Annotated in this window: 10 protein-coding genes and 1 other annotated feature; of the genes, 8 read left to right on the forward strand and 2 right to left on the reverse strand. The window is 39.7% G+C overall.

Going from position 1 to position 13,053, the window contains the following annotated elements:
- The first annotated feature begins 78 nt into the window (after window positions 1-78).
- The 5 genes from F606_RS0115950 (at window position 79) to F606_RS0115970 (ending at window position 5,612) form a co-directional block, all read left to right on the forward strand.
- Window positions 79-1,482 carry an ammonium transporter gene (locus F606_RS0115950; protein WP_019554892.1) on the forward strand — a complete coding sequence of 468 codons (1,404 nt, stop codon included), beginning with the start codon at window positions 79-81 and terminating at the stop codon, window positions 1,480-1,482.
- Window positions 1,483-1,627: 145 nt separating this feature from the next.
- Window positions 1,628-1,987, forward strand: coding sequence for a P-II family nitrogen regulator (locus F606_RS0115955; RefSeq protein ID WP_019554893.1), 360 nt, complete (start codon window positions 1,628-1,630; stop codon window positions 1,985-1,987).
- 231 nt (window positions 1,988-2,218) lie between these two features.
- Window positions 2,219-3,082, forward strand: coding sequence for a response regulator (locus tag F606_RS0115960; RefSeq protein ID WP_019554894.1), 864 nt, complete (start codon window positions 2,219-2,221; stop codon window positions 3,080-3,082).
- A 4-nt stretch (window positions 3,083-3,086) separates the two neighbouring features.
- A complete protein-coding gene (locus F606_RS0115965; protein ID WP_019554895.1) occupies window positions 3,087-3,545 on the forward strand; it encodes a chemotaxis protein CheX in 459 nt (152 codons plus the stop codon).
- 51 nt (window positions 3,546-3,596) lie between these two features.
- Window positions 3,597-5,612, forward strand: coding sequence for a methyl-accepting chemotaxis protein (locus tag F606_RS0115970; RefSeq protein WP_019554896.1), 2,016 nt, complete (start codon window positions 3,597-3,599; stop codon window positions 5,610-5,612).
- A gap of 64 nt (window positions 5,613-5,676) precedes the next feature.
- Here F606_RS0115970 and F606_RS0115975 read toward each other — a convergent pair whose 3' ends face one another.
- Together F606_RS0115975 and F606_RS0115980 are read right to left on the reverse strand one after the other, a co-directional pair.
- Complete coding sequence (locus tag F606_RS0115975; RefSeq protein WP_019554897.1) at window positions 5,677-6,852, reverse strand: aminotransferase class I/II-fold pyridoxal phosphate-dependent enzyme; 1,176 nt, start codon at window positions 6,850-6,852, stop codon at window positions 5,677-5,679.
- Window positions 6,849-7,328 carry an Lrp/AsnC family transcriptional regulator gene (locus tag F606_RS0115980; protein ID WP_019554898.1) on the reverse strand — a complete coding sequence of 160 codons (480 nt, stop codon included), beginning with the start codon at window positions 7,326-7,328 and terminating at the stop codon, window positions 6,849-6,851. The genes F606_RS0115975 and F606_RS0115980 overlap by 4 nt, the downstream gene beginning before the upstream one ends.
- A gap of 51 nt (window positions 7,329-7,379) precedes the next feature.
- Window positions 7,380-7,595: a binding site (T-box leader), on the reverse strand.
- Window positions 7,596-7,758: 163 nt separating this feature from the next.
- Here F606_RS0115980 and F606_RS0115985 point away from each other — a divergent pair.
- The 3 genes from F606_RS0115985 to F606_RS0115995 are packed head-to-tail and all read left to right on the forward strand — an operon-like array spanning window position 7,759 to window position 12,884.
- Window positions 7,759-8,229 (forward strand): NanQ anomerase/TabA/YiaL family protein, encoded by a 471-nt coding sequence (locus tag F606_RS0115985; RefSeq protein ID WP_019554899.1) that lies wholly within the window; start codon window positions 7,759-7,761, stop codon window positions 8,227-8,229.
- Between the two features lie 51 nt (window positions 8,230-8,280).
- Complete coding sequence (speD, locus tag F606_RS0115990) at window positions 8,281-9,057, forward strand: adenosylmethionine decarboxylase (RefSeq protein WP_019554900.1); 777 nt, start codon at window positions 8,281-8,283, stop codon at window positions 9,055-9,057.
- Between the two features lie 44 nt (window positions 9,058-9,101).
- Window positions 9,102-12,884 (forward strand): phosphoribosylformylglycinamidine synthase, encoded by a 3,783-nt coding sequence (locus F606_RS0115995; RefSeq protein WP_019554901.1) that lies wholly within the window; start codon window positions 9,102-9,104, stop codon window positions 12,882-12,884.
- The last annotated feature ends 169 nt before the right edge of the window (window positions 12,885-13,053 follow it).

Genomic DNA, 13,053 nt, shown 5'->3' on the forward strand with positions numbered 1-13,053 from the left:
AGATAATCGAAAGATTATGTGATGAAATAAGGCGTTTTTTCTTTTATTATTTTTTCAAAAAAGAAAGGGTGGTTTTAAATGAAGAAGATATGGTCGACGATATTAGCGACATTAATGTTGGTAGTTCTTATAGCTCCTGTTGCTTTTGCGGCAGACGATGCAGCAGCTGCAACAATTGATACAGGGGATACAGCTTGGGTACTTATTAGTGCTGCATTAGTTTTTGTTATGACACCAGGATTAGCGTTTTTTTATGGTGGTATGGTTCGAAGTAAAAATGTATTAGGAACGATTATGCAGAGTTTCTTTATTGTTGCACTTATTTCAGTTGAATGGATATTAATTGGTTATACAATGGCTTTTGGTACAGATGTTAATGGATTCATTGGTAATCTTGACAAAATTGGTCTGGCTGGTGTTGGACTTAATGTTTTAACAAATGGGACAATTCCCGAATTGGCATTTGTTGCTTTCCAATGTATGTTTGCGGTCATTACGCCAGCACTGATAACGGGGGCCTTTGCTGAACGTATGAGATTCCCAGCATTTGTTATGTTTATTCTTCTTTGGGCTATCTTTATTTATAATCCAATGGCACATTGGGTATGGGGCGGCGGTTTTCTTGCATCGCTGGGGGCTCTTGATTTTGCTGGCGGACTGGTTATTCATATTCTTTCAGGGGTATCGGGACTTACGATTTGTTTGATGCTTGGAAAAAGACGTGGTTATGGTAAATCACCGATGCTGCCGCATCATTTACCAATGACAGTTCTTGGGGCTTCTCTGCTTTGGTTTGGCTGGTTTGGTTTTAATGCTGGCAGTGCGCTGGGAGCAAATGCACTGGCTGCCAATGCATTTGTTACAACACAAGCAGCAGCGGCTGCTGCAACGCTTTCCTGGGTAGTGGCTGAATGGTTTCATAATGGCAAACCGACGATTCTGGGCGCAGTCAGTGGCTGTATAGCTGGTTTGGTTGCCATTACACCGGCAGCTGGCTTTGTTGAACCGCTTCCAGCTGTTATTATTGGTTTAGTTGGCGGCGTTGTATGTTATTTTGCGGTTGCTATTGTCAAGGCAAAGCTTGGCTATGATGATTCATTAGATGCTTTTGGGGTTCATGGTATTGGTGGTACATGGGGCGCGATTGCTACTGGCCTTTGGGCGACTACTAAAGTGAATCCGGCTGGTGCTGATGGTTTATTTTACGGCAGTTCCGATCTTATCGTTGCACAGCTTATTTCGATTGTGGTTGCTTATGTACTTGCCATCGTTGGTTCTTTTGTGTTAATTAAGATTGTAGGTCTCTTTATGAAAGTTAGAGTAGATGAAGATGAAGAAGTTTCTGGTCTTGATTTATCCGAACATGGTGAAAGAGGGTATGCACAGTCTTTTGTTGCTGGTAGTTCTTTCTTTGATACGTCGGATGGTTCAGCTATGGCTATGCAGCAAAATTTGCATGCAGGAGAATCTGATATAAAATAAAGGATATAGATAAAGCTTTCGATCTTTTATATGGAGTGATCAATGGGAGGGGCATATCCCCTCCTTCTCTATATCTAAGTATTACTTAATTTTTAATTGGACTTCAATTCATAGTTTGCTATAATATAAAAAAGGGGTGGGGCAGATGCGGAAATTGACTAAAATTGATATTGTTACAAGACCTAATAAGTTAGAAGAATTGAAAGAAGCTTTAAATGAAATTGGGGTTCAAGGCATGACGGTCAGTCAGGTATATGGCTGTGGTTTGCAGAAAGGGCACAAGGAAGTATATCGGGGGCGTGAATATTCTATTAATCTTGTACCAAAAGTGAAAATTGAAACGGTGATTTGCGAAGTTCCGGTGAAAGATGTTTTAGAAGCAGCGCAAAGAGTTTTAAAAACAGGGGAACCGGGGGACGGAAAAATTTTCATTTACGATGTAGAAAATGCTGTTCGTATCCGTACTGGCGAAGAAGGTGATAAAGCTATTATGGATGAAAAGTAATAGCTTTATCACCGCGTGCAGATACGAAAGAGGCTTTTTCAAAATAGATCTTGTAGAATCTATTTTGAGAGAGCTTCTTTTTCGTCGTTATTATTTTATCGTTCAAGTCCTTTCGTTATGTTTTGCTTTCTACTGAAAAAGACTGTTTCGATGCAGGAGTTTTTTGTGTAATGTTTAATTTTACATGTAAGTAGAATAAGTAGGAATATAAGTAGAAGAAGGTGAGTTTTAGTGGAAAAAATTCGGGTTCTGGTAGTTGATGATTCGAAAGTCAGCCGAATTATGATGGCAAGTGTGTTGTCAAGAACAACGTTTCAAATTTGTGATTATGCCAAAAACAGTATGGAGGCTGTAGAGAAATATCGTTCGCTAAATCCCGATGTTGTCACTATGGATATGAATTTACCGGATGGGGATGGCATTGAGTGCAGTCGGAAAATTTTAGAAATCAATCCCAATGCTAAAATTGTGATGATTAGTGCAATGAAAGATGCAAGTTTGATGATGCGTGGTCGTAATGTGGGGATCAATTCTTTTTTACAAAAACCAATTAATGCGAATGAATTGATTGATACTTTACAGATGGTTTGCCAATCAACCGAAAATTCAATAGATGTACTCAGAGAATCCTATGTAAAGCCATTTATAAAAGTCTTGCAGAAAAATTTATTTAGTTTGGCGGGACTGCATAGTAAAGTTGATCTTGAGCTGGATAAAGATGATTTTCTCGATGTGAACGGTATTGCCGTCATTATTGGTTTGACTGGTGTTCCAATGGGGCGTGCTATCTTGCATATGGATACACAAACGATGAATCGATATTCGAAAATCATGCTGGGGATGGGTGAAGAAGAAGAGTTGTCGGAAGAGGAGGCGAGTGACAGCGTGGAGGAATCAGCGAATATCATTGTTGGGCGAAGTGTATCAATGATTAATGATATTTGCAAAGATAAAGAAATGCGAATTACTCCCCCGGGAACGATTTGTGGACATAGAATCCGTATTGTGAATCCTAAGCTTACTTCGTTTAATATTACAGCGAGTACACGCTTAGGTGATTTCAAAATGAATATTGGTTTTGCGGAGGGAGAATAGGAAAATGGATGCAAAATTTGTAAACCCGTTTATAGATGCTTTTATGACGGTGATGCCGCAAATCGGTTTTCAAGATATTACCAGAAAAAAGGTATCCGTGAAGGATAAATCAGCACAAAGTTTGGGTGTAACAGTATTAGTTGGTTTTACAAAACAGATTCGCGGTAATGTTGCTTATAATATGTCAGAAGAAACAGCAAAGTACATTGCCTCCACAATGATGATGGGAATGCCCGTCGATGAATTCAATGATATGGCACAAAGTGCTATATCAGAGCTGTCAAATATGCTTACGGCCAATGCAGCGACGAATCTGGCAACACTGGGGTATGATGTTGATATCTCTACACCGAGTTTATCAGTTGGTCATAATTTTGTGGTCAAAATCAGTAGTGAACAGTATTTAGCGATTGATATGGATTTAAGCGGACATCGGATCGAAATCAATATATCCTTGCAATAGATTCTGTTTTATAAAATTTACAGTGAAGGAAAATGAATTGTGAGGGCCAAAATGCAGTTTAAAAATGTTAGTACCAAATTTATTGTTGTTTTAATGCCGTTATTCATAGTAGGGTTTGTTCTATTATCAAGTATAAGTTATTATATTGCGAATCAATCATTACGTACTGATGCAGACGAAATTGCTCGTGGTATTGGCAGCCAGATTGCAGTCCAAATTGATAAAGAAATTAGTGGGAAAATGATTCGTCTCGATGATTTGTCATCGGTGCAGGCACTGTCACATGGAGATAATGCGGCGAAAGTGCAAATCTTAGCGGCAGCGAAACAACGAACAAGCGGGTTTGACATGGTTTGTTATACGGATTTGTCTGGTAAAACGATTAATGAAACTGGACAGATCATGGAGCGCGGGGATCGCGACTATATTAAAAAAGTGCGTGAAACAAAAAAACCATATATGTCAGGTCCTTCTATTTCTGGTACCACGGGTCAGTTGATTACTGTACTGGCAAGACCTGTCTTGGAAAATGGAGAACTGATCGGCTTCGTATTTGGGACGATTCGTCTGGACAATTTGTCGCAATTAGTCAGTGATGTTAAATTTAAAGAAACTGGGTACGCTTATATTGTCGATCAAGACGGAGTTGTGATAGGTTATGGCAAACATCCAGAATTTGTTGGAAAAATGGATTTGAGTAAAAAAACAGTTGATGGTCTGAATGGTGCACTTGATGACCGTTTAATGAGCAGCTTCAAAAATACGATGACTACTGGGAAACAAGAAGCACTTAGCTATAAGACGCTTGAAGGTATTGAATCGACGGCAGTGATAACACCAATTCATATGGATGGACATGATTGGGCGGTGATTGCCGCGGCGCCAACGAGTGAAGTTGAGGCGGCTGCGAATATGCTGTTTAAAATAATGAGTGTCATATCAAATGCGGCCATTGTGTTCGCAGCTATTGTTATATTTTTATTTTCAAAACGTATTTCGTTACCAATCAAAGCCATTCGCGATGAATGTCAGGTTCTAAATGATGGTGATCTTCGTCGGGATCAGCTGAGCGTGGATGCTCGCGATGAGATTGGGCAGTTAGCAAGAGGGTTTTCTATCATGCGGCGAACGCTACGTGATTTACTGCGTAATGTACAAGGTCAAGCTGAACAAGTTGCGGCAGCAAGTGAAGAACTCACAGCCGGTGCACAGCAATCAGCGGAAGCTTCAAATCAAGTTGCTGGTTCTATAACAGAAATTGCGCAAGGTGTCGAAAAACAATCCGCAGCAATTAATAAAATTCATGCAGTTACTGGTGCCATTGCAGCCAGTGCCGATGCGATAGCAGAAAAAACAGACCGTATCACGAGTGTTGTACAGCAAACGACAACGCAGGTTGTAACAGGTCGACAATCTATTTCTGATGTGGTGAAGCAGATGCAGCAAATTAATGCAGGATCACAGACCGTACAGTTGTCTATTGCCGAACTAGCTAAAGGGTCCAATGAAATCAGCAATATAGTGGAGCTTATTTCGAGTATTGCTGGGCAGACAAATCTTTTGGCACTAAATGCGGCAATTGAGGCTGCCCGGGCAGGAGAACAGGGGCGTGGTTTTGCTGTTGTGGCGGAAGAGGTGCGAAAACTTGCCGAAGAATCAGAACGTTCTTCAGCGCAGATTGCAGATCTTGTTAAAAAAAATAATTTGGATATGGAAAAAGCCGTTAGAGCTAGTGCAAGCGGGACGGAAAGTGTAGATGCGGGAATGATTTCCGTTAAATCAGCCGATGAAGTTTTTCAATCCATCGTAGGCTCTATTGATTCTTTATCACTGGAAATCAATACGATTTCGCAGGCCATCCAAGTAATGGCTGGTGACAGTCAAACGATGCTGACATCAATTCAATCGATTGAAAATGTGAGTCAATCAAATGCCGATGAAGCACAATCCGTATCGGCTGCAACACAAGAACAAGCAGCTTCGATGCATGAAATAGCAGAGGCCAGTCAAAAACTGGCGGCACTAGCAAACAGTTTACAAAGTGAGGTTGAAAAATTTAAAGTTTAAACGCGGTAAATAAGGAGCTGAACGAAAGAGCGTTCAGCTCCACTGCTGGTTTTTTGTAGATTATTTATCGATATACATGATTTTTAAGAAAGTTTTCAATCCGTACAAGTGCCTCGGAAATTTTGGGTACAGAGGTAGCATAAGAGCAGCGAATAAAACCTTCACCGCAATCCCCAAACGCATTGCCTGGAACAAGCGCTACGCGCTCAGATCGCAGCAGGCTTTCCGCAAATTCTTCAGAAGTCAAGCCAGTGTTTTTTATACAGGGGAAAATATAAAAGGCACCTTTTGGCTCAAAACATTCAAGTCCGATTTTTCGCATTCCATCTAAAATCAAAAGGCGGCGCTTATCATATTCTGAGACCATCTTTTTCATGTATTTTTCACCATGTCTCAGGGCTTCAATCGCAGCGATTTGTGCGGTGATCGGTGCACAAAGTATGGTGTATTGATGGATTTTTGTCATCGCTGAGATGATGACTGGATTGGCAAGAGCATAACCAATCCGCCAGCCAGTCATGGCATAAGCTTTCGAAAAACCATTGAGTAAGATTGTTCGATCTTTCATTTTATCGAGTGATGCAAAGCAGGTATGTTTTGTATTTGCGTAGATGAGATTGCAATAGATTTCATCGGAAATTACGATTAAATCATGTTTTTCAGCAAAATTAGCAATTTTTTCTAGTGTTTCATAATCCATAACAGCGCCCGTTGGATTATTTGGATAACCAATTAAAAGTACTTTTGTTTTTGGTGTAACATAGTCTGCGAGTTCTTCGGCTGTTATACGAAATTCATTTTCAATTTTTGTTGGTACACTGATCACTTTGCCTCCTGCAAGGGTGACACAGGCTTTATATGAAACATAACATGGTTCAGGAATCAGAACTTCATCGCCCGGGGCTAAAACAGCACGCATGGCAATGTCGAGTGCTTCACTTACTCCCACCGTCACAAGAACTTCTTTTTTGGGATCATAGGTTATTTGGTGTTCGCGTTCAATGAGACTCGTTATTTCCTGGCGTAGTTCAAGCAGACCACGATTTGATGTATAGGACGTATAACCTTGTTCAAGACCATAAACGCAGCTTTCACGGATTGACCAAGGGGTTACAAAATCGGGTTCACCAACACCAAGTGAAATGACATCTTCCATTTCAGCTGCAATATCAAAGAATTTACGTATGCCTGATGGTGCAATTGCATTGACGGCTGGCGATATGCGGTTTTCCCAGTTCATGGTGTGACCACCAGTCTGCGATCACATTCTTGATCATCAATAATGGAACCGTCTTTTTTATACGGTTTGAGCATGAAATGGCTGCGGGTGCTCGTGATACCTTCAATAGTAGCCAGTCGTGTAGAGACGAAATTGGAGATATCTTTAAGGGATTTGCCCTCAATAATTACCAGAAGATCGAAACTACCAGACATAAGATAGAGTGAGCGGACTTCATCAAAACGATAAATTCGTTCGGCAATGGCATCAAAACCGACTTCGCGCTGCGGTGTTACATTGACTTCAATGATTGAAGTGACCATATCGTCACCAAACTTTTCCCAGTTGATCAGAGTATTGTAGTTTAAGATTACGTTGTCTTTTTCTAGTTGTTTGATTTGTTGCTCAACTTCATATTCTGATCGATGCAGCATGGCCGCCAATTCATTCACTGGTCTTCGGGCATCATGTTCTAATAGTTCTAATAATTCTCGCATGTTTGTCACTCCTTGTATTTTATAAATAAATGAAAAAAGCCCTCATCCTATAAAAAGGACGAGGACTGTTGTTCCCGTGGTACCACCTTAGTTAGCTATAAAGCTCACTTAACAGCCGTTAACGCCGGCATACGGTAAGGCCTACTTAAGAGTTGTTCAGCCCACCACTCCTGGACAGCTTTCCAAATTTAATCTTGACGATTCACACCAACTATCGTCTCTCTGAAAAAGAATTTAAATTTGTACTTCTCCAATCATTGCGTATATTTGTATATTTGTATAAAATAATACCATAGGCGGAAATACTATTCAACAATATTTTAAAAATATTATAGCTATATAAATTGCATTGAATATTTTATATGGCAGCCTAATAGGCTGGATATCATTTATTTAATACATTATATATAATAAAAAAGGGGTTGTTTTCATGATCATTGGACACATTGAAAATTTTGAAGAAGAACTGTACCCATATCCAGAAGCGATAAAAAAAGCCATGAGATTCTTAAAAGGAAATGATTGTGCGGCGATGGAACCGGGAACTTATGAAATTGATGGAAAACGAATTTATGCGATGGTGCAAAAGTATCAAACTCGTGCTGTCAAAGATTGTCGCGCCGAGACGCATGCGAAATATATTGATATTCAATATGTTGCCAAGGGACAAGAATATATGGGTTGGTGTCCACTCACGTCACTTATTACGGTTGAAGAAGATTGTCTAGCGGAAAAAGATGCAATTTTTTATAAGAATTTAATTCCGGAAAGTGATCTGCTTTTAGAAGAAGGGGTATATGCAATTTTGTATCCGCAGGATGTCCATCGACCTTGCTCTTGCGTAGAAAAACCTGAATCTGTAATAAAAGTAGTAATTAAAATTGCAGTTGACGTATTATAGAATTATAATAGAGAAATAAAAGTTTATGAAATAAATAGTAAGGTGGAGTAAATGGAAAGCACAAACAGACTAAAACTTTATGGCTTTAATAATTTAACAAAAACATTGAGCTTTAATATGTATGATATTTGTTATGCAAAAACGGCAGAACATAAGCAAGAATATATCGAGTATATCGATGAAGAGTACAATGCCGAGCGCTTAACGAACATTTTGACAGAGGTTGCTAATATTATTGGTGCCAATATCTTAAATATCGCCAAACAGGATTATGACCCCCAGGGAGCGAGCGTGACAATGCTGATTTCTGAAGGTCCAGTCGAAACAGGCGATGTGGTCTGCCATCTTGATAAAAGCCATATTACAGTGCATACGTATCCGGAAAGTCATCCGGATCAGGGGATAACGACTTTTCGAGCCGATATTGATGTTTCGACATGTGGCGAAATATCACCACTTAAGGCATTAAATTATTTGTTGAAATCATTTTGTTCTGATATTGTTATGGCAGATTATCGTGTACGAGGTTTTACGCGTGATGTGAATGGGAAAAAATATTTTATTGACCATAAAATTAATTCGATTCAGAACTTTATTGAGCCGAATACCCGTAATCAATATCAGATGATAGATGTTAATGTATATCAGGAACATATTTTCCACACAAAGATGTTACTTAGGGAGTTTGATCTTGATAATTATCTTTTTGGTACACCAAAACAGGAGTTATTAAATGGCGAAAAGAAAAAAATCAAGCAGCGTTTAAAAAAAGAAATGGCAGAAATATTTTATGGCCGTAACATGCCGAAGGTTAAAGGAACCATATAAAAAAGGATTTTACTGCAAGCGAAGAGTTGGAGGATTATGAATTAATGAGTGTAAAAAGAATTTATGTAGAAAAACGTCAAGGGTTTTTCGATATACCGGCACAGGCATTGTGCGCTGATTTACAGGAAAGTTTTGGCCTTGACCGGTTAAAAGCAGTACGCATCATCCAACGTTACGATATTGAAGGTCTTAGCGATGATGAATACATGAAGGCCCGAAATCTTGTTTTTTCTGAACCAACGGTAGATGTCGTCTATGATGAAATATTACCTGAATTTACCAATTCACGCATGTTTGCGGTAGAATATTTACCAGGCCAATATGATCAACGGGCGGATTCGGCAGCACAATGTGTGCAGCTTATTACGCAAAAAGAGCGCCCTGTTATTACGACAGCAAAAGTAATCATACTTGTAGGATCAATTGATGATGAGGCTTTTGTAAAAATCAAAGACTATTGTATCAATGCAGTAGAAAGTCGCGAGGCCGTGCTGAGCAAACCAGAAACTTTGAATTTACAAGCGGATATTCCAGCTGATGTCGAAATTTTGACCGGCTTTATCAAAAAAACGGATCTGGATCTTCAAAAATTTATGGATGAACATGGATTTGCGATGAGTTTTGAAGATCTCAAGTTTTGTCAAATGTATTTTCGTAATACGGAAAAGCGTGATCCAAGCATAAGTGAAATTAAAGTTATTGATACGTATTGGTCTGATCATTGTCGTCATACGACTTTTATGACGAAAGTTGAGGCAGTCGATATTGAGGCAGGATATTTTGCTGAACCAATAAAAGCAGCCTATCAACAATATTTGGCAGATCGTGAGTCTGTATATGGTGCGAAAGAGCGTGACATCACACTTATGGATATTGCTGTAATCGGCATGAAACAGCTGCGTAAAATGGGGAAATTAGCAGATCTTGATGTCTCGGAAGAAATCAATGCCTGTAGTATTGTTGTCAATGCGGATATTGATGAAAAAAATGAAGAGTGGCTGGTTATGTTTAAAAATGAAACCCATAATCATCCAACTGAAATTGAACCATTTGGCGGAGCTGCAACTTGTCTGGGCGGTGCAATTCGTGATCCGCTTTCAGGGCGCTCCTATGTTTATCAGGCAATGCGTGTAACTGGGGCGGCTGATCCAAGAAAAGCTATTTCGGAAACAATGCCAGGTAAATTGCCGCAAAAGAAAATTACATTAGGTGCGGCCAATGGCTACAGTTCTTATGGCAATCAGATTGGACTCGCCACAGGGCAGGTCAGTGAAGTTTATCATGAGGGTTTTGTTGCTAAGCGTTTGGAAGTAGGGGCTGTTATTGCCGCTGCACCAAAATGTAATGTAATCCGTGAAGTTCCAAATCCTGGTGACGTGATTGTTTTGGTCGGCGGCAAGACTGGTCGTGATGGTTGCGGCGGAGCCACTGGTTCATCCAAAGAACATACCCAGGATTCACTCAAATCATGCGGCGCTGAAGTTCAAAAAGGGAATGCACCAACCGAACGTAAAATTCAACGGTTGTTTAGAAATCCTCAAGTAAGCACATTGATAAAACGCTGTAATGATTTTGGTGCGGGTGGTGTTGCAGTAGCAATTGGTGAATTAACGGACGGACTTGTCATTAATCTAGATCAAGTACAAAAAAAATATGATGGTCTTGATGGCACTGAATTGGCGATTTCAGAGTCACAGGAACGTATGGCCGTGGTGCTTAAAGCGGAAAATGTTAAAACGTTTATTGCTTATGCTGATGCGGAAAACCTGGAAGCTACGGTTGTAGCCAATGTAACCGACGATGCAAGACTTATGATGTTATGGCGTGGCAAAGCAATTGTGAATTTAAGCCGTGCTTTTTTAGATACGAATGGTGTAAAGCAACATATCAATATAAAAATTAATCTGCCGGATGAAACAAAAAATTATTTTAAACAAAGTTATGAATCCTTGCTTGATGGAAACGTTGATGTCGAAAAAATTTGGCTGGACAATTTAAAAGATCTTAACGTGTGCAGTCAAAAAGGGCTGGCTGAACGTTTTGATTCTACCATTGGTGCCAATACGGTTCTTATGTCATTTGGCGGGCAGTATCAATTGACCCCGGCTGAAGGTATGGTAGCAAAATTACCAGTTATGTCTGGAGAAACGACAACAGCGACGGCTATGACATATGGTTTTAATCCACATTTAATGGCGTGGAGCCCATTTCATGGTTCTGTTTATGCAGTGGTTGAAGCTGTAACAAAAATGGTTGCATTAGGCGGAAGTTATGATAAGATTCGTTTAACGCTGCAGGAATACTTTGAAAGTCTTGGTAAAGATAGTGCTAAATGGGGAAAACCATTCAGTGCATTATTAGGTGCTTTGCAAGTTCAGCATGCATTTGGTATTCCGGCTATCGGTGGGAAGGATTCAATGTCGGGTACATTTATGGATATCAGTGTACCACCTTCTTTGATTGCTTTTGCAGTTGATATTCTAAAGGCACAAGAAGCCGTTTCACCAGAATTTAAAAACGTTGGCAGCAAGATTTATATTGTGCCAGCAGTGCGGGATGCTTATGATCTACCAGATTTTGCAGGATTGAAGCATAATTTTTCCTGCATTAGCGCCTTGAGCAAAAAAGGTAAAATTTTGTCAGCTCATAGTGTACGCAATGGCGGTGTCGCAGCAGCTATCAGTAAAATGACATTAGGAAATCGTATTGGTTTTGAATTCACACCGAAAGTAACGAATGATACTTTGTTTGCTTGTGACTATGGTACAGTAATTCTTGAACTTACACTGGATGCAAATCCGGAAAAATCGCTTGAAGGTACGGGTTATTATGAACTCGGGACGACGATTGAATTACCAAATATCATTTGTGGTGACAGTATTATTAGTATTGCAAAAGTAGAAAAGGCTTTTACGGGGACCTTGGAAAAAATATTCCCGACTAAAACGAAAGAAAATGCCAATGCAAAACGTATTAAGTCTGTATTTTATAAAGTTGGCAATAAGGTATCTCGTCAAGATTCTTATGCAAAACCGCGTATTTTTATTCCGGTATTCCCGGGGACGAATTGTGAATACGATACAGTAAAAGCTTTTGAAAAGGCCGGCGGTCAAGCTGAAACACTTGTTATTCGCAATTTGACGGCAACTGCGGTAGAGGAATCTGTTGAAGCTATCGTTAGAGGTATCAAGCAGTCGCAGATTGTTATGCTGCCAGGTGGTTTTAGCGGAGGGGATGAACCAGATGGTTCCGGTAAATTTATTGCAGCAATGTTCCGTAATCCGCGCATAGCAGAAGCAGTTATGAATTTATTAAAAAGAAGAGATGGACTTATGCTGGGGATTTGCAATGGGTTTCAGGCTCTAATTAAATTAGGGCTCGTTCCATATGGCGAAATCACGGATTTAACGATTGATACACCGACCCTTACCCATAATCAGATTGGGCGCCATATTTCGTGTATGGTCAATACAAAAGTTGTATCGAACCTTTCTCCTTGGTTCAATAATGTTCAAGTGGAAGATGTACACACGATTGCCGTATCTCATGGTGAAGGCCGCTTTGTAGCATCACCGGATATTGTGGCAAAGCTTCGTGCCAACGGACAGATTGCTACGCAATACGTTGATTTTACAGGAAATCCAGCCCTGACGATACCTTTTAATCCGAACGGATCAACCGAAGCTATTGAAGGAATTACAAGCCCAGACGGACGTATTCTAGGTAAGATGGGGCATTCTGAGCGAATCGGTAATGGTGTCTGTATGAATATTCCGGGTCAAAAAGACCAAAAACTTTTTGAAGCTGGGGTAAAATATTATAAATAAGTTATAATCTGTATATTCTTTTATACAGCCAGCCTAACTTGGTTTCGATTTTTTTTAAGAAACAGGTAGTTATGATATTGGGGAATATTGTGACTACCTGTTTTTCTATTGACTTTAATTGTAAAATATGATTTATTTAGGTGGATAAAGATTTCTGGATTGTATCACT

It is taken from the genome of Propionispira raffinosivorans DSM 20765 (assembly GCF_000381065.1).
Lineage (GTDB): Bacteria > Bacillota > Negativicutes > Selenomonadales > Selenomonadaceae > Propionispira > Propionispira raffinosivorans.